The sequence below is a fragment of the Pseudomonas sp. BNK-44-b genome, assembly GCF_047456245.1.
GTDB lineage: Bacteria > Pseudomonadota > Gammaproteobacteria > Pseudomonadales > Pseudomonadaceae > Aquipseudomonas > Aquipseudomonas machongensis.
This window is the reverse complement of sequence record NZ_CP179908.1, coordinates 3,850,830-3,875,798: the sequence shown is the minus strand read 5'-3', so window position 1 is coordinate 3,875,798 and position 24,969 is coordinate 3,850,830. Positions and strand designations below refer to the sequence as shown.

The window sequence follows — 24,969 nt, the reverse complement described above, 5'->3', positions numbered from 1 at the left end:
TACCGGCCACGACACTGCGTGTGTCGCTGGCTGCTGTGGCTCGAGTGTGCATCCCGAGCATTGCAGTAGGCCTTCAAGGCCGTGATGCAGTGGCTTGTATCCATCTTGTCTGTTTTCGTTGCGGATCCGGCAACGTCGTGGCGTCGGCAATCTCCTGTGCTTGCCGAAAATGCCTGTCGTTTGCTTTCAATCTAGACGCTGGCGCGCGATCGTGCCGGTTCGCTGAAGGTCAACCGTTCGTCTGATCGGATCCAATCCTTGCCGAGCTTTGTTTAACTGAGGGCAGAGGGCGATGCAGGGAGGAAGAAGCATGCATCGGTTGGTCATCGAGGTGGACCTGCAGTTGTATGAACTGCTCAGGCGTGCGGCCCAAGACCACCACTTGAGCCTGGAGGGCGAGTGCCTGCGCAGGTTGCAAGGCGCCGACAGGCAATCACGTTACCTTCAGGCCCTGCTGGCGGATCTGCGCGCCGATGAGGAGCAGCGGCGCGCTAGCGACGATCAGGTCGCCTGAATCACTTCTTCTTGTTGCCAGCGGTGCAGCTGGCAGCGTCGAACGCCTGGTCCATGACCGGCTGGTTGGTCTTGTAGACGGTGAAGCGGTAGACCATCACCGCGCCCTTGGTCATCAGTTGGCGGTAGCCGGTGTTGCGGCAGACGCTGTCGCCCAGCTGGCTGCGCACCAGCGCCGGGTTTTCCAGCATGCGCTGGGCATGTTCTTCCCGCACGCTCAGGTGGTTGACCAACGCCTTGCCCTTCTCGACGGTGTAGCCCTGATCGAGGATGTCTTCGTTGACGGCGCGTGGCGTGCCGACGCTGCTCTCCTTGGCAACCTTCTGCAGCATCTGGTTCAGCTCGTAGTCCTGCTTGGACGCTGCGCTGGCGGCAAGCGGCAGGGCGAGCATCAGGCTCAGGGTCGGGACGATAAGACGCAGCATGAATCTCTCCTGGTTCGGTGACTGGCGCTTTGACCCGCGCCGGCAGGCGGCGTTCCATGAACTGGTCGCGCTCCAGGCGCAGCCGCCGCCAAAGGCTCGATTATAAGGGAGCCTGGCAGTGCCCTGCACGGCAAACCTGCGCCCGCTCTGGTAGACTGGCACCTTTGTTTCCCGCCGAGTTGTCGCAGTGTCCATCCTATTCCCGTCGCCAGGCTTGCAGCCATGAGCCATGCGGTAGCGCGTCTGCGCGCGGAGCGTCTGGCGCGCAGCAACAAACCCTTCGTCGCCCGCGGTTCGCGAGCCGATCGCTGCCCGGACTGCCGGGTTATCGCCAGCCATTGCTTGTGCGCCTGGAAGCCTCGGGTCGACGCCCAGGCCGGCATGTGTCTGGTGATGCACGACACCGAGCCATTGAAGCCGACCAACACCGGCTGGCTGATCGCCGACCTGATCGAAGACACCTGGGCCTTCGGCTGGCAGCGCACGGATGTCGATGCGCGCTTGCTGGCGCTGCTCGAACAACCCCAGTGGCAGCCCTATATCGTCTTCCCTGGTGAGTTCGTCGCACAGGAGCGGGTGGTCAACGAAGTGGTGTGCGAGCCTGGCAAGCGGCCGCTGTTCATCCTGCTCGACGCCACCTGGACCGAAGCGCGCAAGATGTTTCGCAAGAGCCCGTACCTGGACCGCTTCCCGGTGCTGAGCCTGGAGGCCGAGCAGATGTCGCGCTACCGCCTGCGCCGCTCCAAGCGTGACGATCATTTCTGCACCGCGGAAGTGGCGGCCATGTGTCTGGACCTGGCCGGCGACAACCGTGCCTCCCAGGCGCTGGATGCCTACCTTGACGTGTTCAGCCTGCACTACTTGAGCGGCAAGCGACACCTGGCACTGGACGACCAGGATGAGCCGCATCAACGCTTGCATACCTTCCTATAGTCCAAGGGGCAAGCTAGCCGGATTGGTTCATACTGTCGAGCAGGTCGCCAGGGTGGGCGAGGCCGCCGGGCAATTGGCTTGACCACCCGGACGGTGCTCGGCATCCTTGGCGCCGATTCGGCCACGACGCAGCCGCTACCCCTGGTCTGCATCGTGTCCTTGCCGCTGGCGGCGCCGCCGCCCGCGCCTTGAGTTGCCCGCCAGGCACAGGCCCCATACCCCACAGCGCCTGGCACAGAACAGGACCCCTGGATCGATGGCTACATATGAAATCCTGATTGCCGATGACCATCCGCTGTTCCGTAGCGCCTTGCGCCAGGCCGTGACCCTCGGCCTCGGGCAGGACGTACGTCTGGTGGAGGTGGCAAGCATCGCCGAACTGGAAACCCGCCTGACCGAGAAATCCGACTGGGACCTGGTCCTGCTCGACTTGAACATGCCAGGTGCCTATGGCTTCTCCGGGCTGGTCCTGCTCCGTGGGCAATACCCGCAGATTCCGGTGGTGATGGTGTCGGCGCAGGAAGAGGCGGCCGTGGTGGTCAAGTCCCGTGAGTTCGGAGCCAGCGGTTTCATTCCGAAGTCCAGCCCGCTGGAAACCATCCAGGACGCCGTGCGCAAGGTGCTCGACGGCGAAGTGTGGTGGCCGCCGCAGGCGTTCGAAAAGGTTGATGTGTCGGCCGAGGCCAAAGCCGCCAGCGAAGGGCTCGCAAGCCTGACGCCGCAGCAGTTCCGGGTGCTGACCATGGTCTGCGAAGGTTTGTTGAACAAGCAGATCGCCTACGAGCTGAGCGTTTCGGAGGCGACTATCAAGGCCCACGTCACCGCGATCTTCCGCAAGCTGGGCGTGCGTACCCGGACCCAGGCCGCCTTGCTGCTGCAACAACTTGAATCGGTTTCAGCCAACTGAGCCCTCCGGCTTCACGCTTTTTTGACCCAGGCTGGACTAGCCTGCAGGTCTTTTTCAGGTGAATTGACTCACATGTCGCCATTCAAGGGCCAGACCGGCCTGAAACGCATCTTCAATGCCGCCGGCTATTCGCTGGACGGCCTGCGCGCCGCCTTCAAGGGCGAGGCTGCCTTCCGCCAACTGGTGCTGCTCAATGTGCTGCTGATCCCGACTGCCTTCTGGTTGCCGGTCAGTCGCGGCGAGCGTGCGATCCTGATCGCGGTGTGTCTGCTGGGGCTGATCGTCGAGCTGCTCAACTCGGCGGTCGAGGCTGCCATCGACCGCATTTCGCTGGACCGTCACCCCTTGTCGAAGAACGCCAAGGACATGGGCAGTGCTGCGCAGTTGGTGGCAATGAGCATGGTGGCGCTGGTCTGGGGCGTAATCCTGCTCGGCTGACGCTCAGGCGATGGTCGGCAGCACGATCTCGTCGCTGCGCTGCACCCCCGCAGTGAAGCTGCGGCACAGCTCGAGAAACTCACGCATGGCTGAGGTCTGGTACTTCTGCTTGTGCCAGATGAAGTAGAACTGGCGCAGCAGATCCAGCTCCGGGGTTTCCACTGCCACCAGGCTGCCGCGCCTGAAAGCGTCGCGCAGCGCGAGGCGTGAAATGCAGCCGATCCCCAGACCCGACTCCACGGCGCGCTTGATCGCTTCCGTATGTTCGAGCTCCAGGCGGATGTTCAGGTTGGCGCGGTGGTGGCGCATGGCCTGGTCAAAGGTCAGGCGGGTGCCTGAGCCTTGTTCGCGCAAGATCCACGCCTCCTGGGACAAGGCCTCGATATTGGCGCGGCCGACCTTGGCCAGCGGATGTTGCGGGGCGCAGAACACCACCAGTTCGTCCTCGACCCAGGGTTGCACCTCCAGGTCAGGGTGGTTGCAGTCACCCTCGATAAGACCCAGGTCAATTTCGTAGTGCGCCACCTGTTGCACAATGTGCGCTGTATTCTGCACGTGCAGCTTGACCTGGCTTTCCGGGTGCACCTGCATGAAGCTGCCGATCAGCAGCGTTGCCAGGTAGTTGCCGATGGTCAGGGTGGCGCCGACGGCGAGCGAGCCGAAGCCGGACTTGCCGTTGAGCAGGTCTTCGATTTCCTTGGCCTGGTCGAGCAGGGCTACTGCTTGGGGCAGCAACTGATGGCCCAGGGCGTTGAGGCTCAGGCGCTTGCCGGCGCGATCGAACAGCTGGCAGCTGGACTGGCGCTCCAGTTCGGTGATGGAGGTACTGGCCGCCGACTGCGACAGGGCCAGTACATTGGCCGCTCGCGATACGCTTTGATGCTGGGCGACGGCGACGAAGACTTGAAGCTGGCGGAGAGTGAATCGCATATCTATATAACCGATAAGTCATATCTTGATAATTCAGTTAACAGATATTCTCGCTGCCCCTAAACTATCGCGCAACTGCGCGTCTTGCGCGCGCCGCGTTTTTCTTCAGGAGCCCCACTAGATGAGCAACATGAACCACGAACGTGTCCTCAGTGTGCATCACTGGAACGACACTCTGTTCAGCTTCAAGTGCACCCGCGACCCGGGCCTGCGCTTCGAGAACGGTCAGTTCGTGATGATCGGCCTGCAGCAGGAAAGCGGCCGTCCGCTCATGCGTGCCTATTCGATCGCTTCGCCGAACTGGGAAGAGCATCTGGAGTTCTTCAGCATCAAGGTGCCGGACGGTCCGCTGACCTCCCAGCTGCAACACCTGAAGGAAGGCGACGAGATCATCATCAGCAAGAAACCGACCGGCACCCTGGTGCTGGACGACCTGAACCCGGGCAAGCACCTGTACCTGCTGAGCACCGGCACCGGCCTGGCACCGTTCATGAGCGTGATCCAGGACCCGGAAACCTACGAGCGTTTCGAAAAGGTCATCCTGGTGCATGGCGTGCGCTACGTGAACGAAGTCGCCTACCGCGAGTTCATCACCGAGCACTTGCCACAGAATGAATTCTTCGGTGAAGCGGTGCGTGAGAAGCTGATCTACTACCCGACCGTGACCCGCGAGCCGTTCGAGAACCAGGGCCGTCTGACCGACCTGATGCGCAGCGGCAAGCTGTTCAGCGACATCGGCCTGCCTCCGATCAACCCGCAGGACGACCGTGCGATGATCTGCGGCAGCCCGAGCATGCTCGACGAGACCAGCGAAGTGCTCGACAGCTTCGGCCTGAAGATCTCGGCGCGTATGCGCGAGCCAGGTGATTACCTGATCGAGCGTGCATTCGTCGAGAAGTAAGGCGAATTGCGGCATAAAAAAACGCAGACCAGGGTCTGCGTTTTTTTATGCCTGGAGAATGTGAGTTCAGGCTTCGCGTGCAACCTCCAGCACCCGGATCACTTCCGGCTGGGGATAATGCCAGCGCACCTGCACATCCCAGAACTTTACCCCGTAGACGCGTTCCGCAGGCGGCACCTGGTAGGCCGGGCGCGGGTCCTGGGCCAGGCACTGCTCGATGAGCTCCACCAGTGGTTCTGCCAGGCGCAGAGCATGCTCGTGGGCCTGGTGCAGGGCACTATCGCTCCACTGCACGTTGATCGGCAGTGGCGCATCGCTGGCTATCTGGTTGACGGCATTGTCGATGCTGTCGGCGTAGGGCACGTAGGGTTTGATATCCAGCACTGGCGTACCGTCCAGCAGGTCGATGCCGGACAAGAGCAGACGCCCCGGCTCCACGCCCTCGAGGCGCACCACCGACTGGCCAATACCATTGGGGCGATGGGTGGCGCGCGTGGCGAACACGCCCATGCTCTTGTTGCCGCCCAGGCGCGGTGGGCGCACCTTCAGCCGGGGCTTTTCTTCCAGTGCTTGATGGAACAGGAACAGCAGCCACACGTGGCTGACCTGCTCCAGGCCCTGTACCGCGTCACCCTGGTCGAACGGCGGCAGCAGCTCCAGCACGCCACGTGCGGCAGGCGCCAGGCGCGGCTGGCGGGGGATGGCGAACTTCTCCTTGAAGCAGGAACGGACGATGCCCACCGGTGTGACGCTGTGCTGCATGATCGGCTCAGCCACGTACGCGAAGGGTCAGGCCCTTGAGGAAGTTGCGCAGCAACTGGTCCTGGCAGGGCCGGTAGTTGTCATGCCCGACCTTGCGAAACAGCGCGCTGAGTTCGGGCTTGGACACCGCGAAATTGACCGACTTGAGAATCGCGTGCAGGTCATCTTCCTTCAGCTCGAACGCCACCCGCAGTTTCTTAAGCACGGTGTTGTTGGTCACCGGCAGCTCGACGGGCTGGGGCGCACGGCTGTCGTCCTTGCCACGGCGGTGGATCACCAGGCCATCGAGAAAATGGGCCATGACGCGTTCCGGGCAGCGCACGTAGCCGGCTTCGTCTTCCTTCTTGATGTAGCCGGCAAGCACCACCGGGTTCACTTCAAGGCCGGACAGGGCGATGATTTCGGCCATCTTGGCGTCGTTCACCTTGAGCATGTAGCGCAGGCTGCGCAGGACATCGTTGTGGTTCATGTGACTCGAATCCTTTTCAGGGCCGCACCTGGCGGCGCGGCGGTATCGCTTAGAAACGTTCGCTGGCGGCCAGGTAGCGCCACTGGCCCAGGGGCAGCTTGCCCATCGACACACCACCCAGGCGAATGCGACGCATACCGAGCATTTCCAGGCGAAGGTAGGCGCACAGTTCGGAAATCTGCCCAGGCTGCGGGTTTTTCAACACCAGGCGCAGGTGGGTTTCGTTCTGCCAGCTGGCCTTGGCCCGCGGCAGTTCCCGGTCATTGCGCGTGGCACCACGGGCCAGGCGCTCGAGCGCCTGCGGTGTGGTTTCACCGCGTACCTCGATGATGTATTCCTGCTCCAGGCGACGCAGGTCGGCGTCGATCTTGCGGGTCACCCGCCAGTCCTGGGTGAATACCTGCAGGCCGCTGGCGCCGCGTTCGAGCGGGGCGAGGCAAGTCAATCTGGCGAAGTGCCCGTGCAGGGGGCGCACGCCTTCGCGGTGGGCTTCGCTGAGGCTTGCCAGGTTCATGCTGGCGCGGGCAGCTTCACTGTCCTGGCCCTTGGGCTGGTTGAGCAGCAGGGTAACCGGCTCCAGTGTTTCGGCACGGGCACCCGGGAGCAGTTCGACACGCTGAGTTTCAACCTTGAACTGCGGTTGCTCGACCACGACTCCATCGACCGTGACCCAGCCGCCCTCGATGTACAGTTCGGCCTCGCGGCGGGAGCAGCCGAGCTGTTCGATGAGGCGTTTGGACAGGCGGACGGGTTCGGACATGAGCAGACATTCGCAGGGCAGGGAAAGGTGTCCATTGTACCCGTCCGAGCCGTGCTGCGGCTGGGAATCTGTGCCATTTCGGCCATTTGCACAGCGGTGGCGGCGCAGTTGCTAGCCCTGTGGGCGGATCAGTCGCATATGCAGCAGCGGATACGGCTGACCCAGGCCATCGGTTTCCGAGCGGCCCGCTATCTCGAAGCCCTCATGCAGGTAGAAACCCAGCGCCTGGGGGTTCTGTTCGTTGACGTCCAGGCGATCGGCATTGAGCTCGGAAATGGCGTGATGCAGCAGGCGCTTGCCAACGCCTTGGCCGCGGTGCTCAGGGGCGACGAAGAGCATGTCGACACGGCCGTTGGCGACGCCGGTGAAGCCGAGGATCCTGCGTCGAGTGTCCCGGCAGCAGACCAGCATCACGGCGTCCAGATAGCGGCGCAGTACATGGTCGCGCAGCAGCACGATGTAGGCGTCGGGGAGAAAATCATGAGTGGCGCGCACCGACGCTTCCCAGATACGGACCAGTTCGGGGTAGTCGCTGTAGTGGGGGGTATGTAGCGTCAGGTGCAAGGACATTCTGTCTTCCTCGGGTACTGAGGAAAACATAGATGCTGCAGCACCGGTGTGCGGATTTTTTCTGTCTGGCAGGCCCTTTCGCGGTGTTACGCGCGAAAGGGCGTGACGATCAGATGGGCTCGGCCCACATGTCGTATTCGTCGGCATCGACAATACGGCAACGGACCTTGTCGCCCGGCTTGAAGCCGTGGTCACCGTCGATGAACACGCTACCGTCGATTTCCGGGGCGTCGAAGAAGCTGCGACCTACCGAGCCCTGTTCCTCGACCTCGTCGATCAGTACCTCGATCTCCTTGCCGATACGCAGTTGCAGGCGTGCAGTGCTGATCGCCTGCTGGTGGGCCATGAAGCGGTCCCAGCGATCCTGCTTGATCTCATCCGGGACTTCTTCCAGGCCCAGGTCGTTGGCTGGGGCGCCTTCGACCGGCGAATACTGGAAGCAGCCGACGCGGTCGAGCTGGGCTTCGGTCAGCCAGTCGAGCAGGTATTGGAAGTCCTCTTCGGTCTCACCGGGGAAGCCGACGATGAAGGTCGAGCGGATCACCAGTTCCGGGCACTGCTCGCGCCAGTTCTTGATGCGCGCCAGGGTACGGTCCTCGAAGGCCGGGCGTTTCATGGCCTTGAGCACCTTGGGGCTGGCGTGCTGGAACGGGATGTCCAGGTACGGCAGGATCTTGCCGGCGGCCATCAGCGGGATCACGTCATCGACGTTGGGGTAGGGGTAGACATAGTGCAGGCGCACCCAGGCACCCAGGCTGCTCAGCGCTTCGCACAGCTCGAGCATGCGGGTCTTGACCGGGCGACCGTTCCAGAAGTCGGTCTTGTACTTGACGTCGACGCCATAGGCGCTGGTGTCCTGGGAAATCACCAGGATCTCCTTGACGCCAGCCTTCACCAGGCGCTCGGCCTCGCTCAGCACTTCGCCGACCGGGCGGCTGACCAGCTTGCCACGCATCGACGGGATGATGCAGAAGCTGCAGCTGTGGTTACAGCCTTCGGAAATCTTCAGGTAGGCGTAGTGGCGCGGGGTCAGCTTGACCCCCTGCGGCGGCACCAGGTCGATCAGCGGGTTGTGGTCCTGGCGCGGTGGCACCACCTCGTGCACGGCGTTGACCACCTGCTCGTACTGCTGTGGGCCGGTGACCGACAGCACGCTGGGGTGCACGTCGCGAATGGTGCCTTCCTCGACACCCATGCAGCCGGTGACGATGACCTTGCCGTTTTCCTTGATCGCTTCGCCGATCACTTCCAGCGACTCGGCCTTGGCGCTGTCGATGAAGCCGCAGGTGTTGACCACCACCACGTCGGCATCTTCGTAGGTCGGAACGACTTCATAGCCTTCCATGCGCAGTTGGGTGAGGATGCGCTCGGAGTCGACCAGGGCCTTGGGGCAGCCCAGGGAGACAAAGCCGACCTTCGGCGTGGCGGGAGTGGTGGACATGACTAACCTCGGTATTGAAACAGGTCGCGCCTGCCAGTGGCGGCGCGATCCGGGCGGGCGTTTTTGGCGCCTCTGATCAAAAAGTGCGCAATTCTAGCGAGCGCAAGGTCGCTTGACCAGCAGAAAAGCGACGAGCGCTGCGCTATGCTTCGCGCCGTTGTGTCCGGGTAACAATGATAGCCGGATGACGACAGCGGTCCGGGCGCTGCAAGCATGCCGTCCGGTGCGAATACTACCGGCCCCGAGGGGCCGTCTGCGGGAGTGGTCGATGGTTCAGGCAAGCAGTCACGCCGAGGGCGGGCATGGGGCGGCACGCCCTTTGGGCCTGCTGGTGGCAGCTGTTGGGGTGGTCTATGGCGATATCGGTACCAGCCCGTTGTATACCCTCAAGGAAGTCTTTACCGGCGGTTATGGCGTACAGGTCGACCACGATGGGGTGCTGGGCATCCTGTCGCTGATTCTCTGGTCGCTGCTGTGGGTCGTGTCGTTCAAGTACGTGATGTTCATCCTGCGTGCCGACAACCAGGGCGAGGGCGGCACCATGGCGCTCACCGCACTGGCGCGGCGTGCCACGGCCGCGCATCCGCGGCTGCGCATGCTGATGGTCGGCTGCGGGCTGGTCGGTGCCTCGCTGTTCTATGGCGACAGCATGATCACCCCGGCAGTCTCGGTGTTGTCGGCGGTCGAGGGCATGGGGCTGGCGTTCGACGGCATCGACCACTGGGTGGTGCCGATCTCGCTGGTGGTGCTGGTGGCACTGTTCCTGGTGCAGAAGCATGGTACCGAGAAGATCGGCAAGGCCTTTGGGCCGATCATGGTTGCCTGGTTCCTCGTGCTGGCTGCGCTCGGCGTGCATGGCATCCAGCAAAGCCCGGAAGTGCTCAAGGCGTTCAATCCCGGGTGGGCGTTGAACTTCTTCATCGTCCATCCAGGGATGGGCGTGGCGATTCTCGGTGCGGTGGTGCTGGCGCTGACCGGTGCCGAGGCGCTGTACGCCGACATGGGCCACTTCGGGCGCAAGCCGATCGCCCGTGCCTGGTTTGCCCTGGTGCTGCCAGCGCTGGTGCTCAACTACTTCGGCCAGGGCGCGATGCTGCTGCAAAACCCCGAGGCGGCGCGCAACCCCTTCTACCTGCTGGCGCCAAGCTGGGCGCTGCTGCCGCTGGTCGGGCTGGCGACCATGGCCACGGTGATTGCCTCCCAGGCGGTGATTTCCGGCGCCTTCTCCCTGACCCGCCAGGCCATTCAGCTGGGCTACGTGCCGCGCATGCAGATCCAGCACACCTCCAGTGACGAGCAGGGGCAGATCTACATTGGCGCCGTGAACTGGACCCTGATGGTCGGCGTGGTGCTGCTGGTGATCGGCTTCGAGTCTTCCGGCGCCCTGGCTGCGGCCTACGGGGTCGCGGTGACCGGCACCATGCTCATGACGACTATCCTGGTTTCTGCGGTGATGCTGCTGCTGTGGAAATGGCCACCGGTGCTGGCAGTGCCGCTGCTGGTGGGGTTCCTGTTGGTGGATGGGCTGTTCTTCGCCGCCAACGTGCCGAAGATCGTGCAGGGTGGTGCTTTCCCGGTACTGGCGGGGATCGTGCTGTTCGTGCTGATGAGCACCTGGAAGCGTGGCAAGCAGATTCTCGTCGAGCGTATCGATGAGGGTGGCCTGCCGTTGCCGGTATTCATCAGCAGCATTCGTGTGCAGCCACCGCATCGCGTCGAGGGGACGGCGGTGTTCCTCACGGCGCGTGCCGATGCGGTGCCCCATGCGTTGTTGCACAACATGCTGCACAACCAGGTGCTGCACAGCCAGGTCGTACTGTTGACGGTGGTCAGCGAGGATCGGCCGCGGGTACCGGAGTCGGAGCGCTTCGAGGTCGAGGCCTATGGCGACGGGTTCTTCCGCGTATTGCTGCACTTTGGCTTCATGGATGAACCGGACGTACCGGCGGCACTGCGCCTGTGCCATCTGGAAGAGCTGGATTTCAGCCCCATGCGCACCACCTACTTCCTCAGCCGCGAGACGGTGATCGCCTCGCGCCTGGAAGGCATGTCGCGCTGGCGCGGGAACCTGTTCGCGTTCCTGCTGAAGAACGCCAACGGCAACTTGCGCTTCTTCAACCTGCCGCTGAACCGGGTGATCGAGCTGGGAACCCAGGTCGAGATCTGATTGAAACAACAAGGGCCGCGATGCGGCCCTTGTTGTTTCACTGCTCGGCGACGTTCGACTTGCCCTGGCGGGTCTCGATCTCGCCGATCAGGCGCTTGGCCAGCGCCGGGTAGTTCTCGTCGAAGTGATGACCGCCTGGCAGCTTCATGCGCTCGCCCACGGCCGTCTTGTCGGTGCAGCCGCTCTCGTCGGTTTCTTCCACACCATAGATGCACACCACCTTGGCGGCGGGCAGCTTGGCCATCTCCGGCCCGGTCGGGGCCTCCTGGCCTTCCTTGCCCAGCCAGCCCTCCACTTCGATCTCGAAGCTGCCACTGCGGGCGAAGGCCAGCAGGATCACCGCGTCGATGCGCTTCTGGTCGGCCTCCGGCAGGCGATTGTAGATCGCCGGCAGTACATCGGCACCGAACGAATAGCCGGTCAGCACGAAGCGCTTGGTACCCCATTTCTGCCGATAGTGCTGCATCAGCTCCGACAGATCGGCAGCGCTCTGTTCTGGCGTCTTGTGCTGCCAGTAGTAGCGCAGGGTGTCGATGCCGACCACCGGGTAGCCGAGCTTGGCCATCTCGCCGGCCACGTCGCGGTCCAGGTCGCGCCAGCCGCCGTCACCGGAGAGGAACAGGGTGACGGTATCGGTGGTCTGGCCGGCCGGCACTTCCACCACGGGAATGGCCAGGGCGTTGCCATCGCGCCCCACCAGGGCCTGGGTCAGCTGGGCCTTGAGGACCTGCGGCAGGTGAATGTCATAGTCGCTGATGCTGGTCTCGGCGTTGGCCTGGTCGCGCACGAAGGCGGCGCTGGCGTCGTCGGGGTTATCGTTCCAGGCCACGTTCCAGTGACCGTGGGCAGCGGTTTTGGGCAGCTCTAGCTTGCAGTCTGGTTGTTCGAGGTTGAAGTCGACCGAGATGGCTCGGGCCTTGTCGTCGTTCTGCCCGGCCAGCCAGCGCCAAGCCTGCGAGGCGCCTGGCCCGATGCCGGCAACCAGGGTCGGCTTGCCGGAGAGCTTGCCCATGGCCTGGTCCAATGCCACTTGCTGCTTGCTGCAGTCGCCGGTCGGCAGGATCACCTGCACCAGTTGCGCTTCACCGGCCTGGCTGAGATCCAGCAGTTGCTTGTCGGTCAGTGCCTGGTCATGGGGTACGCCAACCGCGACCAGGGTCTTGGCGCGCACGCCGGGCGTGACCCGAGTCAGGTTACTGCCATCGTCCAGGGTGAGGTGCTCGATACGGGCTTCGGGGGCAGGGCGGGTCCACAGCCAGAAGGCCCCACCGCCAGCCAGCACGGCGAGCAGCAGGGGGATCAGCAGGTACAACCAGTAACGTCGGGTCATCAGCGTTTCACCAATCCAGTCAGGCCGCCAGCAATCAGGGCGGCGGTATCAGCGAGTGCAACCAGGGGGTCCAGCCCGGCTGGCACAGCCATGTAACGGGGTTCCCAGTCCGGCTGGAACTTGTCCTTGAAGCGCCGCAGGCCCTGGAAGTTGTAGAGCTGCTCGCCGCGCTGGAACACCATCGAACCCAAGCGTTGGGTCAGCGGTGCGCCGCGACGCGGTTGCAGGCCGGAAAGCGGGACCATGCCCAGGCTGAAGCGGGCGTAGTCGTGGCTTTTGTAATGCAGGATGAGGCCCAGCATCATGAATTCCATGGTCAGCTTCGGTGCCTCGGGGTGCGCGCGCATCAGGTCCAGGCTGGCCAACTCGTTGCTGTGGGTTTCCAGCAGGTTGGCGAAGGCCACCGGACGGCCCTGGAAGCGGATCAGTGCAATTCGGAAATGTTGCAGGTACTCCGGGCTGAAGCGGCCTAGCGAGAAGCCTTTTTCGCGCACGTTCTTGCCAGCCAGCCAGGCGTCGGAGATTTCCCTGAGCTCCTGCAGGGGCGCATGCCCGGGTTCGTGGACTTCCAGGGTCAGGCCGTCGCGGCCGCCACGGTTCCAGGTGTAGCGCAGGTCCTTCATCTCCTTGCCCTTGGCTTCGAGGTCGAAGCGGCGCAGGTCGACCCGCGCCTCTTCACCAAGCTTGATCGCGGTCAGGCCGATGTCCATGTAGAACGGCAGGTTTTCCGCGCGCACCTGGTAGAACACCGGGCGGGCGTGGTGCAGGTCGCAAAGGTCGCGGAACTGCCAGATCATCTCGGCACGCTCCTGAGCCGGGCCGATCGGGTCGTACAAGGCAACCAGGCTGCGGCCGCGACGGGCATACATGAGGAAGGCGTTGTCGTTGGGGTGGAACAGCAGCGCCTTGTCACCGGTCAGGGCCAGGCCACCGTCGGGCTGATCGGACGCCAGCAGAATGCGGTTGGCGCGCTGCAGTTCGTCTTCGCTCGGCAGGTGAATCACCGGGCGCGCGGTGCGCAGCAGCCAGGTCAGGGCGACGATCACCAGCAGTACTGCACTGCCCAGCGCAGCGCGCAGGCCGCGCGGAGCATCGGCGTCGAGGGTGAATTGCCACCACAGTTTGTGGCTGTAGGGGACGTCCTGATAGGCGAACAGCAGCAGCCATACCGAGGCACCGACCACGCAAGCGCTGGCTACCAGGTAGATCGGCGAGAACGGCAGCTCCAGCAGGCGGCTGGGGCGATAGAACGAGCGCCGGAACAGGGCGAGCAGGGCGGTGGTGAAGATCATCATCGACGCCTCTTCCCAGTCGAAGCCCTTGAGCAGCGACAGCAGTGCGCCGGTCAGCAGCAACACCGTGGTCAACAGCCAGGCCGCCGACAGGCGGCGACGCAGGCCCTGGGCCAGCAACAGGCAGAGGACGCCGATCAGGCTTGCGCCGAAGTGCGAGGCGTCGATCAGTCGATGCGGGATGAGAAAGCCCATGTGCTCCAGGCGGCTATCGATCTCTGGGGTAACGCCGGAGAACAACAGCACCACGCCGGACAGAAACACCAGGATCGCCAGCACAGGAGCGGCGAGCCCGGATGCAGCCTTGATCGCCTGTTGGGCGAACAGCAGGCGGCGGGCCTCGTTTACCAGCAGCAGAACGCAGGCCACCAGCAACGGCAGCACCACGTAGATCAGGCGATACAGCAGCAGTGCCGCGGCCAGGGGCGCCGCGCCCAGCTCGTTGGCGAAGGCGGCGAGCAGGATCGCTTCGAACACGCCGACGCCGCCGGGCACGTGGCTGAGTACGCCAGCGGCGAGGGCCAGCAGGTAGACCAGTACGAAAGCGCCGAATGGCGGGGCTTCGGGCAACAGCAGGTAGAGCACCGTGGCGGCGGCTGCGACGTCCAGTGCGGTGATGAGCAGTTGCAGGGCGGTCAGGCTTGCACCGGGCAGGCGCAGGGTGCGACGTCCGACCTGCACCAGCAGATTGTCGGCCAGAGGTTGCTCGGCGGCGCGGCGGCGATAGAGCCCCATGGCCAGGACGGCGCAGGCCAGCAATACCGCAACGGCGATGCTACCCAGCAGTGTCGGGGACATGCGCAATGCGGTGGAGGCCGCGGTGAGGTCGCTCAAGGTGGCCACTGCTGCCAGCGGAGGCAGTGCGCAGCCCAGCGAGAGGCTGGCGAACACGGTCATCCGCGCGACTTCTGCAGCCCCCAGCCCCTTGCGCGCATAAAGGCGATAGCGCACCGAACCACCGGAAAGCATCGACAGCCCGATGGCATTGCCGATGGCGAACGCACTGAAACCACCCAGCACAAGCGTGCGGGGTGGAAGCTTGACACCTGCATAGCGGGCCGCGGACCACTCGTATCCCAGCAGGGTCACGAAACCTGCCACCGTGGCCAGGAAAGCACCGAGCAGCGCCTGCTTGGGCACGCTGAGCATGGCGTCATGCAAGGCATAGATGTCCAGCTCGCTCAGCAGGTGCCGGCAGGCGATCAGCGCCATGGCGAACAACAGCAGGGTTATCGCCAGGCCAATGGGCTGGCGGTATTTGCTGAGGCGTTCGAGCCACGGCAGACGCTGTGCTGCCGCAGGCAGGGCTGCGGTGATCGGGGCCTGGGAGTCTGGAGAGCGGGAGGTCATGAAATACCTCGTGCGGCGAGCGCGAGGAGGAGGAGACGTGCGGCCAAGTGAAAGTCCCTTTGGAAAACGTGTCCAGATAGTACTCCGGGTGGAGTAGGTTTATCCGCTTCAGGTTAGTTAAAGTTAGTTCATTGAGGTGCCAGACAAAGGGCAAAGCGCGTACGACAGGATGTTTTAAAGGGCAAACGCAACAAGCCCCGCGCTATCCAAGGATAGGCGGGGCCTGTTCTGACGAATATGGTTGCGGGAGCCGGATTTGAACCGACGACCTTCGGGTTATGAGCCCGACGAGCTACCAGGCTGCTCCATCCCGCGTCAGAGGTGCGCATTCTACGGATTATCGACGGACTGTCAAACCTTAATTCGTGTTGAGCGTGGATAGTCTTCAAGGCAAAGAAAAAGGCCACTGTGTTAACAGTGGCCTTTTCTTGAATCTGGTTGCGGGAGCCGGATTTGAACCGACGACCTTCGGGTTATGAGCCCGACGAGCTACCAGGCTGCTCCATCCCGCGTCAGTGGTGCGCATTCTACGGATTATCGACGGGCTGTCAATCTTAATCCTTGATTTACGTGGATATTTTTTCAAGGCAAAGAAAAAGGCCACTGTGTGAACAGTGGCCTTTTCTCGAATCTGGTTGCGGGAGCCGGATTTGAACCGACGACCTTCGGGTTATGAGCCCGACGAGCTACCAGGCTGCTCCATCCCGCGCCTGTGGAATCGAATTCTACGGAAATCCTTCCGTGAGTCAAGCTATTTTTCAAAAAACCCTTTTTTGTTCAATCCCTTAGCCTGTTGCACAGGCCAGGAGCTGAGCCATGACGCGGGTTGTGGCGGGTTTTGCGAGGGGGGCAGTCATACCGATCATCCTTGGCCGCGTCGGGTGGGGCTGACGAATGCCGAGGCGCGTGCTGTAATATCTGTATGAATTTACAGTACTGACGGTCAGTCATGTCCCTGCGCAAGATCATCCACATCGATTGTGACTGTTTCTACGCCGCCATCGAGATGCGTGACGACCCCCGCCTGGCGGGTCGGCCCATGGCTGTGGGCGGTCAGCCGGGGCAGCGTGGGGTGATCGCCACCTGTAACTACGAGGCAAGGGCCTATGGCGTGCGTTCGGCGATGTCGTCGGGGCATGCCATGAAGTTGTGCCCGGACCTGCTGATCGTCAGGCCGCGTTTCGAGGCCTACCGTGAGGCCTCGCGGGAAATCCATGCGATATTTCGTGACTACACCGATCTGATCGAGCCCCTGTCGCTGGATGAGGCGTATCTGGATGTCAGCGACAGCCAGTGGTTTTCCGGCAGTGCCACGCGGATTGCCGAGGACATCCGTCGGCGCGTTTCCCAGACCTTGCATATCACGGTGTCCGCTGGCGTTGCACCGAACAAGTTCCTGGCCAAGATCGCCAGCGATTGGCGCAAACCCAATGGTTTGTTCGTGATCAGGCCCGATCAGGTCGATGAGTTCGTTGCCGCACTGCCGGTGGCGCGCCTGCACGGGGTGGGCAAGGTGACTGCAGACAAGCTTTCAAGACTTGGTATCGACACCTGTCAGTCATTGCGCGAATGGTCGCGCCTGAGCCTGGTGCGCGAGTTCGGCAGTTTCGGTGAGCGGCTGTGGGGGCTTGCCCATGGCATCGACGAACGGGTCGTACAGAACGACAGCCGGCGCCAGTCTGTCAGCGTCGAAAACACCTACGACAACGACCTCCCTGACTTGGCCAGTTGCCTGGAAAAAATCCCGGATCTGCTCGACAGCCTGAACGGGCGGATTGCGCGGATGGACAGCAGCTACAAACCAGACAAGCCTTTCGTCAAGGTCAAGTTCCATGATTTCAGCCAGACCACCCTGGAACAGGCGGGGGCAGGGTGGGACCTTGAGAGCTATCGGCAATTGCTCAGCCAGGCCTTCGCTCGGGGTGGCAAGCCGGTGAGGTTGCTGGGGGTGGGAGTAAGGTTACGGGATCTGCGCGGTGCGCATGAGCAGTTGGAGCTGTTTCCTGCTCAATAAAAGAAAGGGGCGCATTGCGCCCCGTTCTTTTACCGCTCTCCAGGGTCGGCGACCAATCTGCCGGTTTCCTTGGTCAGCGTCTTGAGGAATTCCTGCTGCAACTCCGGATCGTTGCGTGTCAGCTCGATCAGGCTCTGTTCCAGTTCGCTGGCTTCCTCTTCCAGGCCCAGTTCCGAGAGACGTTTGACCCGATGTACCCACTGGCCAACGTCATCGTCCTCGAGGTCGTCGAAGATCAGCTCATGAGCCTCCAGCAGCTTGTTGCGCAGCGTGCCGCTGACCAGCAGGCTGGCGTCGCCGCGGATGCCGTTGTCTTCATCGATCGCCGCCAGATGCAGGGTGCCGATATGGTTGAGGTTCTGCTCCGAGAATGGGCTGTCGAGCAGGTTCAGGCGTAGCACGCCATGCTTGTCGGTGGTCAGCTCGTGGGTCATCTTGCCAGCCTTGACCTCGACCAGGCGCTCGTTCCACGGCAGGCTGGTGAACTCCTCGCGCTTGTCCTTCTGGATTTCGCTGATGCCTGCGAGGTTCTGCTGTGCGCGACCGTTGGACTGCACGTTCATGAACGGGTTTAGCCCGGCCAGACCATAGCTCAGCCAGTCGTGGGTCATGCTCTGCGGCAGGCTGTCTAAGGTGATCACGTTGACCACGTTGGCGCCTATGCCCGCGACCACCGCCACCGCACCCAGTGGGATCTCGTAGATCTCCCGCCAGGGCTGGTAGGGCGTGTAGCGGTCGTAGCGCCGCGTGACTTCGAACTCGGTGACTTCGAAGCGTCGCTGTTCATTGATGCGAACACGCCGTTGCGGAAGCTCCATCACCTTGGGCTCGCCGACGTCGATCTGCAGACTGTGCTCGAGCAACTTGCGCTCGACACGTTCCTCATGCTCGCTGCGCTGGGACATCTGGTTGGCGCAGCCGCTGAGGAACAGGGCGCCGCAGAGCGCGGCGCCCCCCAGGGTAAAGGTACTTCGCTTGGACATGTTCACTCGTGCATTGGTGGTCAGCGGCGGATGCGGGCCTGCAGGAAGGTCAGCACTTCGTTGAGTGGCAGCGGCTGGGCATCCTGTTCGGTGCGGTGCTTGTACTCCAGGTTGCCGTCGGCCAGACCGCGATCGCTGACGACGATGCGGTGCGGGATGCCGATCAGTTCCATGTCGGCGAACTTGATGCCGGGGCTGGTCTTCTTGTCACGGTCGTCCAGCAGCACTTCGTAGCCTGCGGCAGTCAGCTCGGCGTAGAGCTTGTCGGTTGCCTCGCGCACGGCATCGGTCTCGTAGCGCAATGGCACGAGGGCGATCTGGAAGGGCGCCAGGGCATCGTTCCAGATGATGCCCTTGTCGTCATGGTTCTGCTCGATGGCGGCGGCGACCACGCGGGACACGCCGATACCGTAGCAACCCATCGACAGCACCACTGGCTTGCCGTTCTCGCCCAGTACCTGGCACTTGAGCGCCTCGCTGTACTTGGTGCCGAGCTGGAAGATGTGGCCCACTTCGATACCGCGCTTGATGACCAGTGTGCCCTGGCCGTCGGGGCTCGGATCACCGGCGACGACGTTGCGCAGGTCCGCGACCTGTGGCACTGGCAGGTCACGCTCCCAGTTCACGCCGAAGTAGTGCTTGTCGTCGATGTTGGCGCCGATGCCGAAGTCGCTCATCAGGGCGACCGAACGGTCGATGATGCATTCCAGCGGCAGGTTCAGTGGGCCGAGCGAGCCGGCACCGGCACCGATGGCTGCGCGCAGCTCGGCGTCGCTGGCCATGACCAGCGGGTCGGCAACCTGTTCCAGCTTGGTAGCCTTGATTTCGTTCAGCTCGTGGTCGCCACGTACGATCAGGGCGACCAGCTTGCCTTCCTCGGCGCCACGCACGATCAGGGTCTTGACGGTCTTCTCGATCGCCAGGCCGTGGTTCTCGACCAGTTCGGCGATGGTCTTGGCGTTTGGCGTGTCGACCAGGCGCAGTTCTTCGGTCGGCGCTGGGCGCACGGTTTCCCGTGGAATCGCTTCGGCTTTCTCGATGTTGGCGGCGTAGTCGGAGGTGTCGCTGAAGATCACGTCGTCTTCGCCGGAAGAGGCCAGGACGTGGAATTCGTGGGAGTAGCTGCCACCGATAGAGCCGGTGTCGGCCTGCACCGGACGGAAGTCCAGGCCCAGGCGGGTAAAGATGTTGGAGTACGCCTGGTGCATGCGGTCGTAGGTTTCCTGAAGGGAAGCCTGGTCGGCATGGAAGGAGTAGGCGTCCTTCATGATGAACTCGCGGCCGCGCATCAGGCCGAAGCGTGGACGGATCTCGTCACGGAACTTGGTCTGGATCTGGTACATGTTCAGCGGCAGCTGTTTGTAGCTGGACAGCTCGTTGCGTGCCAGATCGGTGATCACTTCTTCGTGAGTCGGGCCGACGCAGAAATCACGGTCGTGGCGGTCTTTCAGGCGCAGCAGCTCGGGGCCGTATTGCTCCCAGCGCCCGGATTCCTGCCACAACTCTGCGGGCTGGATGCTTGGCATCAGCACTTCAAGGGCACCGGCGGCGTTCATTTCTTCGCGCACCACGTTCTCGACCTTGCGCATGACCCGCAGGCCCATCGGCAGCCAGGTGTACAGGCCGGAGGCCAGCTTGCGGATCATGCCGGCGCGCAGCATCAGCTGGTGGCTGATGACAACGGCGTCTGCCGGGGTTTCTTTCTGAGTGGCGAGCAAATATTGACTGGTGCGCATGGGGAGCCGTGTCGATTGCCTGAATGTTTGAAATGACCCCGCATTGTACGGGGGCGAGACGAAAGCGTACAGGATGCCCCAGGGCGCTCGGCTTGTCAGCCAAGAAAAAGCCCGGCAGATGCCGGGCTTCTTCAGGTGCGGGGCATTGCAAGCCGGGGCTTACAGGATGCTCAGCGGGTACTCGACGATCAGGCGCAGTTCGTCGATCGAACCGGAGTTGTAGTAGACGCCGTCGCTGGAGCGGTAGGTTGCTTGGCGTACGCGGAAGCTCAGGTCTTTCGCTGGACCTTCCTGCAGGACGTACTTGACGTCGATATCGCGTTCCCACTCTTTGCCGTCGTTGGTGGTGGCGGTATTGGCGCCGGTACCGCGGGCATAGCGAGTCATGAAGGTCAGGCCAGGAACACCGAACTCGGCGAAGTTCAGGTCGTAGCGAGCCTGCCAGGATTTCTCGTCCTCGGCGTTGAAGTCCGAGCGAGCGATGGAGTTGGCGAGGAATACAGTGCCGCCACCGTCCACGCCGTAACCATAGTCGCCATCGCCGGTCACGCGCTGGAAGGCCAGGGTGAAGGTGTGGGCGCCAAAGGTGTAGGCGCCGGAAAGGCTGAACGCGCGGTTGTCGAGTTTGGTTTCGTCGTCTTTGGCTGCGCGCTGGATGCCTTGACCATCGCTCTTGGTGTCATAGATGTTGAAGTCAAATACCAGCCCTTGATTGTCGGACAGGGGGATCGACCAGTTCACATTGCCGTAGTACTTGCGCCAGTAGTCTTCGACTTTCGAGTAGTACAGGCTGGTGGTCAGACCATCGGTAATGGTGTAGGTACCACCAAATACGTTTGCCGATTTAAGGCCAAGGCTGTCGTGATTGGTTTCGGCTTGGGCGTTGAGCGCAGTGAAACGACCGGCGTGAAGAGTCAGGCCTTTGATTTCGTTGCTGGTGATGAGCGCGCCTTCAGCGGTTTCCGGCAGCAAGCGGCTGTCGTCGGTTGCCAGCACTGGCAGAGCAGTGAATTGCTGGCCAACTTTCAGTACGGTGTCGGAGACGCGGAATTTAACTGCAGCGCCGCCCTTGGAGTAGTCGTCCTGCGAGCGGAAGTCAGAGCCAGTGGGGAAGAGGCCGCTCTGGGAGTAGCCGCGACCACTATCCAGCTTGATGCCCAGCAGGCCGATGGCATCGACGCCAACGCCGACGGTGCCCTGAGTGAAGCCCGACTCGAAGGTTCCAATGAAGCCTTGACCCCATTCGCGCTGATCGTGGCGAACACGGTTGGCGCGGTTGCCGACGGTTTCCTTGTTGCGGTAGTCGCGGCTGAAATACAGGTTCCGCATTTTGACGTTCAGGCTGCTGTCTTCGATGAAACCCTTGGACTCATCTTGCGAAGAGGCGAGGGCCATCTGGGAAGTCCCCGCTGCAACAGCCAGGGCGATCATGCTCCACTTCATCACGCGCATCGTGATTTGCTCCTTTGGTTTTAGGAAGAGTACCGCTGCGCCCAAGTGTTTTAGTTATATGGGGCAGCTCTTTCTTTTTATGTCGGCGAAAATGTATATCACGCTGACTGTACTTGGCGACATGAAAAACGGAACCTTTCGGTAAGTTTACGGTCGTGTCGCTTTTGGCTATTTCCATGTCGCAAATCACGTCCCGCTAAAGGCGGGTCGTACACCCCAGCGCTGCTCCGAAGTCCGTCACGATTCCGTAAAGAATGGCTGTGTACTCGAAGCTCCCTGGTGAATCCCTTGTCGCTGTTGTTATTTGTCGCGTTCACCGGCTAATGCAGGTGCCGTGCCGACTTGGCGTAAAAAGAATGCAACAAGCGTGCACAAAAACGATCATCGTTGATGAATTTTTCACAAATGCCCGCAAAGCGTCCTGAAACCTCCGGAAACACTGGGTTCAGGTGCTTTGAGGGTATAACGCGATGTTGATTATCGTTTGCAAAATAAAGCTGGCTTGAAAGTCAAGGTGTTACCGCTGACTGTTGATGCTGAGTAGTTTGTACCAGGCGGGTATGACAGGTGTATTTTTCGTTGCTTCATTTTGGTGCGAAAAGTAGCGCAGTGTTACCGCTTGTGGCGCGTACGTCTCGGTCGGGGGCGGACAAGTGAGTGGGTCGTGTCGTGGGCTCTGCAAGCAAGGTATCCTTGCGCTCCACCCGCGTTCGAGTCGGGTCGTGTCATTCGATGGAGGTTTGCCGTGTTTGTCCTGGATTCGCGTCTGCAGCAGGATTCCCTGGTGCTGGGGGATTTCCCGTTGTCCCGTCTTTTGCTGAGCAAGGATGCCAACTACCCCTGGTTCATCCTGGTGCCGCGCCGTGCTGATGTCAGCGAGCTGTTCCAGCTGGATCTGGCCGACCAGCAACAACTGTGGAAGGAAACCACTTTGCTCGCCGAGGCGCTCAAGGGCGAATTCCTGGCTGACAAGATGAATGTCGCCACGCTGGGTAATGTCGTCAGTCAGTTGCACATGCACGTTGTGGTGCGTCATCGCGGCGATGCGGCGTGGCCCGCGCCGGTGTGGGGCAAGGTGCCCGCGCTCGACTACGCGCCCGCGCAGGTCGATGCAATCCGCCAGCGCCTGCGTGGGTTGGCGCTTGAAGGTTTCGAGGAGGCCTGAGCCATGTCACTGGAAGCGAGAATCGTCGAGCTGGAGATGCGCCAGGCGTTTCAGGATGACACCCTTCAGGCGCTCAGCGACGAAGTGGCCGGGCAGAACCGGCTGATCGAGCGTCTGCAGTTGCAGATCGCCGAACTGATCAAGCGTCATGAGGAGATGGTCGGCCAGTACGAGGCCGGAGGGGAGGAGCCTCCACCGCCTCATTATTGAGGTGATGGAGGCGGGTGGTCAGCGGCGTGAAACCGCGACCACGTCTTCGGCCTGCAGGCCTTTGTCGCGATGCATTACCGAGAACTCCACGCGCTGGCCTTCGACCAGGACGCGATGGCCTTCGCCGCGGATGGCGCGAAAGTGCACGAAGATGTCATCGCCGGAGTCGCGGGAGATGAATCCGAAGCCTTTCGAGGTATTGAACCACTTCACGGTGCCGGTATCGCGCTTGCTGGCATCTTGCGGGCCCGCCTGGCTGGCGCGTGACTTGCGGCCGCTGCGGGCGAAGCCGGCGGCCAGGTGCAGGGCGGCTGCCAGTGCCGCGCAGAGCAGCGCCGACAAGCTGCCGAGCTCGGGGCGGGCAAGGACGGTGATGGTTTGCAGGATCACCGCCAGCACCAGGAGTGCGCTGGCCAAGTGTTGCAGTTGCTGGCGGGCGCCGCGGTAGTAAAGCGGTACAACCGGTGCCAGGACCAGGTTGAGCAGGCCCAGGAGTACCAGGTAGACCGCTTCGGGTTGTTGCAGGAAGGGTGTGGCGTCGGTTTTGAGGCTGGGTATGAACGACAGCAGCAAAGCCGCAACGCCCGTCACCAGATGGACGATCTTGAACATTGGGTTGGCTCACATATTTGGATAAGGCCGATCACAGGAAGAGCTGGCAGCACGGTGCGCATGAGGTATGGAGCGCGATCACGTGACTGTTCAGCCTATGCACCCGGCAATAACAGTCCGCACGGGTGGCACCCTGCCTATTTAACAGCAAAGCCATGGGGTTCTCAAACCGCAGGGGTGGTCAGGCGATGTGTTGCCTTGTGTCACATGCAGCCGTCTGCAAGTCTTGGTACAGTGTTTTCGCCCGCTTGATCGTCAAGCCTTATGGAAAGGGGAGATTCATGGCAATCGATATCGGTATCAGCGAAGAAGATCGCAAGTCCATCGTCGAAGGGTTGTCCCGCCTGCTGTCGGACACCTATGTGCTGTATCTGAAAACCCACAACTTCCACTGGAACGTTACCGGTCCGTCGTTCCGAACCCTGCACCTGATGTTCGAAGAGCAGTACAACGAACTGGCCCTGGCAGTCGACTCGATCGCCGAACGCATTCGAGCGCTGGGATTCCCGGCGCCGGGTTCCTATGCATTCTATGCGCGCCATTCCTCGATCAAGGAGGAAGAGGGAGTGCCCGCTGCCGATGAAATGATCCGCCAGCTGGTCCAGGGGCAAGAGGCGGTGGTGCGCACGGCGCGCAGCATCTTCCCGGTGGTGGACAAGGTCAGTGACGAGCCGACGGCCGACCTGCTCACCCAGCGCATGCAAGTGCACGAAAAAACCGCCTGGATGCTGCGAGTGCTGCTCGACGGCAAATAACGATGCGCCGGCCTATGGCCAGGCTGGTCCATCAAGCCCGGTGTCGCCTTGCGATCCCGGGCTTTTTTATTATGGGGAAACCCTTGCTGCTGCTCTGCGACGCCGGAACGGCGCTTCATTGAAGCACCCTGGACCTTGTTGTGCGGGGTATGACGTGATCGCAATCAAGGAGCAGAACCATGGCGCAAGCAAGCAGGCAAGGCGGTTGGCCAGGCAGGGATTGTCAGGATCCGTTCAGAGGTGATTTCGACATGTTGCAGGTCGTACCGGTCTCGCGGTCGGTAAGGCTCAATGGTTTTGCCACTTGCCTTCGGCTCGAGGCGGTCTACTGGCGTATTCTGGAGCGTATCGCCGAGGCCAATCGCTGCTCGGTGAGCGCTGTGCTGTCCTACGTCGATCGAGAGGTGCACCTGCGACAGGGCGGTGTGCGTAATTTCAGTGGGCTGATTCGCGTCATCTGTGTGGCCTGGTTACTTGATCCGCCGAGTACACACTGATCGCCGGGCGGGCTGCACAGCACTCCTTAACCATATATAATCCCGCTTTTTGCTGCCCCGGCAGCCAGCGTTGTGGTTGACGAGAGACCTCCATGCCCCTTTATGACTATCAATGTGCTTCCTGCGACCACCGCATGGAGGTGTTGCAGAAAATCAGCGCCGCGCCATTGACCGATTGTCCGGCATGCCAGGCGCCGGCCCTGAAGAAACTGCTGTCGGTACCCGGCTTTCGCCTGAGTGGCAATGGCTGGTACGAGACCGACTTCAAGACCGGGGCGAAGAAGAACCTGGCCGGCGACAAAGCCGACTGAGTTGAATTGCAGCGACAGGGTCTTGCACTATTAGCCCTCAGGGCGG

Annotated in this window: 25 protein-coding genes and 3 tRNA genes; 12 read left to right on the top strand and 16 right to left on the bottom strand. The window is 62.1% G+C overall.

Annotation, left to right across the window (positions count from 1 at the left end; all coding sequences use genetic code 11):
- The first annotated feature begins 310 nt into the window (after positions 1-310).
- A complete protein-coding gene (locus ACMGGG_RS17815) occupies positions 311-514 on the top strand; it encodes a hypothetical protein (RefSeq protein ID WP_112899004.1) in 204 nt (67 codons plus the stop codon).
- A gap of 1 nt (position 515) precedes the next feature.
- Here the strand turns inward: ACMGGG_RS17815 and ACMGGG_RS17810 are convergent, their stop codons facing one another.
- A complete protein-coding gene (locus tag ACMGGG_RS17810; protein WP_063545888.1) occupies positions 516-938 on the bottom strand; it encodes a quorum-sensing-regulated virulence factor family protein in 423 nt (140 codons plus the stop codon).
- Between the two features lie 222 nt (positions 939-1,160).
- Between ACMGGG_RS17810 and ACMGGG_RS17805 the strand changes: the two genes are divergently transcribed.
- The 3 genes from ACMGGG_RS17805 to ACMGGG_RS17795 all read left to right on the top strand — a co-directional run bounded on the left by ACMGGG_RS17805 (position 1,161) and on the right by ACMGGG_RS17795 (position 3,216).
- The gene (locus ACMGGG_RS17805) at positions 1,161-1,871 is read left to right on the top strand and encodes a tRNA-uridine aminocarboxypropyltransferase (protein WP_065862255.1); all 711 of its coding nucleotides are present in this window, start codon (positions 1,161-1,163) and stop codon (positions 1,869-1,871) included.
- Between the two features lie 256 nt (positions 1,872-2,127).
- On the top strand, positions 2,128-2,778 hold the full coding sequence (gene erdR / locus ACMGGG_RS17800) for a response regulator transcription factor ErdR (protein WP_054891023.1): 651 nt from the start codon (positions 2,128-2,130) through the stop codon (positions 2,776-2,778).
- Positions 2,779-2,850: 72 nt separating this feature from the next.
- Positions 2,851-3,216 (top strand): diacylglycerol kinase, encoded by a 366-nt coding sequence (locus ACMGGG_RS17795; protein WP_054891022.1) that lies wholly within the window; start codon positions 2,851-2,853, stop codon positions 3,214-3,216.
- A 3-nt stretch (positions 3,217-3,219) separates the two neighbouring features.
- On the opposite strand, the gene finR is transcribed toward ACMGGG_RS17795, so the two are convergent.
- Positions 3,220-4,146: a LysR family transcriptional regulator FinR gene (gene finR, locus ACMGGG_RS17790; RefSeq protein WP_054891021.1), complete on the bottom strand. Its 927-nt coding sequence runs from the start codon at positions 4,144-4,146 to the stop codon at positions 3,220-3,222.
- A 121-nt stretch (positions 4,147-4,267) separates the two neighbouring features.
- Between finR and fpr the strand changes: the two genes are divergently transcribed.
- Positions 4,268-5,047, top strand: coding sequence for a ferredoxin-NADP reductase (fpr, locus tag ACMGGG_RS17785; protein ID WP_054891020.1), 780 nt, complete (start codon positions 4,268-4,270; stop codon positions 5,045-5,047).
- 66 nt (positions 5,048-5,113) lie between these two features.
- Here the strand turns inward: fpr and tsaA are convergent, their stop codons facing one another.
- The 5 genes from tsaA to rimO form a co-directional block, all read right to left on the bottom strand.
- Positions 5,114-5,809, bottom strand: coding sequence for a tRNA (N6-threonylcarbamoyladenosine(37)-N6)-methyltransferase TrmO (gene tsaA, locus ACMGGG_RS17780; protein ID WP_414154148.1), 696 nt, complete (start codon positions 5,807-5,809; stop codon positions 5,114-5,116).
- A gap of 7 nt (positions 5,810-5,816) precedes the next feature.
- Entirely contained in the window at positions 5,817-6,278 is a 462-nt protein-coding gene (locus tag ACMGGG_RS17775) for a DUF1456 family protein (RefSeq protein ID WP_054891018.1), read from the bottom strand.
- 49 nt (positions 6,279-6,327) lie between these two features.
- Positions 6,328-7,038 (bottom strand): rRNA pseudouridine synthase, encoded by a 711-nt coding sequence (locus tag ACMGGG_RS17770; RefSeq protein ID WP_112899002.1) that lies wholly within the window; start codon positions 7,036-7,038, stop codon positions 6,328-6,330.
- A 111-nt stretch (positions 7,039-7,149) separates the two neighbouring features.
- Positions 7,150-7,608 carry a GNAT family N-acetyltransferase gene (locus tag ACMGGG_RS17765; protein WP_063545886.1) on the bottom strand — a complete coding sequence of 153 codons (459 nt, stop codon included), beginning with the start codon at positions 7,606-7,608 and terminating at the stop codon, positions 7,150-7,152.
- A 109-nt stretch (positions 7,609-7,717) separates the two neighbouring features.
- Positions 7,718-9,049 (bottom strand): 30S ribosomal protein S12 methylthiotransferase RimO, encoded by a 1,332-nt coding sequence (gene rimO / locus ACMGGG_RS17760; RefSeq protein ID WP_054891015.1) that lies wholly within the window; start codon positions 9,047-9,049, stop codon positions 7,718-7,720.
- Between the two features lie 268 nt (positions 9,050-9,317).
- Between rimO and ACMGGG_RS17755 the strand changes: the two genes are divergently transcribed.
- The gene (locus tag ACMGGG_RS17755; RefSeq protein WP_054891014.1) at positions 9,318-11,216 is read left to right on the top strand and encodes a potassium transporter Kup; all 1,899 of its coding nucleotides are present in this window, start codon (positions 9,318-9,320) and stop codon (positions 11,214-11,216) included.
- Positions 11,217-11,253: 37 nt separating this feature from the next.
- Here ACMGGG_RS17755 and ACMGGG_RS17750 read toward each other — a convergent pair whose 3' ends face one another.
- From ACMGGG_RS17750 to ACMGGG_RS17730, 5 genes are all read right to left on the bottom strand, one after another.
- Entirely contained in the window at positions 11,254-12,546 is a 1,293-nt protein-coding gene (locus tag ACMGGG_RS17750; protein ID WP_054891013.1) for a virulence factor family protein, read from the bottom strand.
- A complete protein-coding gene (gene mprF / locus ACMGGG_RS17745) occupies positions 12,546-15,188 on the bottom strand; it encodes a bifunctional lysylphosphatidylglycerol flippase/synthetase MprF (protein WP_414154147.1) in 2,643 nt (880 codons plus the stop codon). The genes ACMGGG_RS17750 and mprF overlap by 1 nt, the downstream gene beginning before the upstream one ends.
- A 238-nt stretch (positions 15,189-15,426) precedes the next feature.
- Positions 15,427-15,503: transfer RNA gene (locus ACMGGG_RS17740), tRNA-Met, on the bottom strand.
- A gap of 120 nt (positions 15,504-15,623) precedes the next feature.
- Positions 15,624-15,700, bottom strand: a tRNA-Met gene (locus tag ACMGGG_RS17735).
- 120 nt (positions 15,701-15,820) lie between these two features.
- A tRNA-Met gene (locus ACMGGG_RS17730) sits at positions 15,821-15,897 on the bottom strand.
- Positions 15,898-16,143: 246 nt separating this feature from the next.
- Here ACMGGG_RS17730 and dinB point away from each other — a divergent pair.
- Positions 16,144-17,202: a DNA polymerase IV gene (gene dinB, locus ACMGGG_RS17725; RefSeq protein ID WP_414155825.1), complete on the top strand. Its 1,059-nt coding sequence runs from the start codon at positions 16,144-16,146 to the stop codon at positions 17,200-17,202.
- A gap of 29 nt (positions 17,203-17,231) precedes the next feature.
- Here the strand turns inward: dinB and ACMGGG_RS17720 are convergent, their stop codons facing one another.
- The 3 genes from ACMGGG_RS17720 to ACMGGG_RS17710 all read right to left on the bottom strand — a co-directional run bounded on the left by ACMGGG_RS17720 (position 17,232) and on the right by ACMGGG_RS17710 (position 21,373).
- Positions 17,232-18,185, bottom strand: a complete 954-nt coding sequence (locus ACMGGG_RS17720) for a hypothetical protein (protein ID WP_414154146.1) — start codon at positions 18,183-18,185, stop codon at positions 17,232-17,234.
- Between the two features lie 20 nt (positions 18,186-18,205).
- Positions 18,206-19,921, bottom strand: a complete 1,716-nt coding sequence (locus ACMGGG_RS17715; protein ID WP_063545881.1) for a proline--tRNA ligase — start codon at positions 19,919-19,921, stop codon at positions 18,206-18,208.
- Between the two features lie 159 nt (positions 19,922-20,080).
- On the bottom strand, positions 20,081-21,373 hold the full coding sequence (locus tag ACMGGG_RS17710) for an OprD family porin (RefSeq protein WP_414154145.1): 1,293 nt from the start codon (positions 21,371-21,373) through the stop codon (positions 20,081-20,083).
- A 745-nt stretch (positions 21,374-22,118) separates the two neighbouring features.
- Between ACMGGG_RS17710 and ACMGGG_RS17705 the strand changes: the two genes are divergently transcribed.
- Together ACMGGG_RS17705 and ACMGGG_RS17700 are read left to right on the top strand one after the other, a co-directional pair.
- Positions 22,119-22,538 carry an HIT family protein gene (locus tag ACMGGG_RS17705; protein ID WP_063545879.1) on the top strand — a complete coding sequence of 140 codons (420 nt, stop codon included), beginning with the start codon at positions 22,119-22,121 and terminating at the stop codon, positions 22,536-22,538.
- A gap of 3 nt (positions 22,539-22,541) precedes the next feature.
- Positions 22,542-22,748: a SlyX family protein gene (locus tag ACMGGG_RS17700; protein ID WP_054891006.1), complete on the top strand. Its 207-nt coding sequence runs from the start codon at positions 22,542-22,544 to the stop codon at positions 22,746-22,748.
- 18 nt (positions 22,749-22,766) lie between these two features.
- Here the strand turns inward: ACMGGG_RS17700 and ACMGGG_RS17695 are convergent, their stop codons facing one another.
- Positions 22,767-23,360 (bottom strand): cold shock domain-containing protein, encoded by a 594-nt coding sequence (locus ACMGGG_RS17695; protein WP_151925075.1) that lies wholly within the window; start codon positions 23,358-23,360, stop codon positions 22,767-22,769.
- 281 nt (positions 23,361-23,641) lie between these two features.
- Here ACMGGG_RS17695 and ACMGGG_RS17690 point away from each other — a divergent pair, with 281 nt between their 5' ends.
- The 3 genes from ACMGGG_RS17690 to ACMGGG_RS17680 all read left to right on the top strand — a co-directional run bounded on the left by ACMGGG_RS17690 (position 23,642) and on the right by ACMGGG_RS17680 (position 24,923).
- A complete protein-coding gene (locus tag ACMGGG_RS17690; protein WP_023381917.1) occupies positions 23,642-24,115 on the top strand; it encodes a Dps family protein in 474 nt (157 codons plus the stop codon).
- 179 nt (positions 24,116-24,294) lie between these two features.
- The gene (locus ACMGGG_RS17685; RefSeq protein WP_414154144.1) at positions 24,295-24,612 is read left to right on the top strand and encodes a ribbon-helix-helix domain-containing protein; all 318 of its coding nucleotides are present in this window, start codon (positions 24,295-24,297) and stop codon (positions 24,610-24,612) included.
- Positions 24,613-24,704: 92 nt separating this feature from the next.
- Positions 24,705-24,923, top strand: a complete 219-nt coding sequence (locus ACMGGG_RS17680) for an FmdB family zinc ribbon protein (protein ID WP_063545878.1) — start codon at positions 24,705-24,707, stop codon at positions 24,921-24,923.
- Positions 24,924-24,969: the final 46 nt, after the last annotated feature.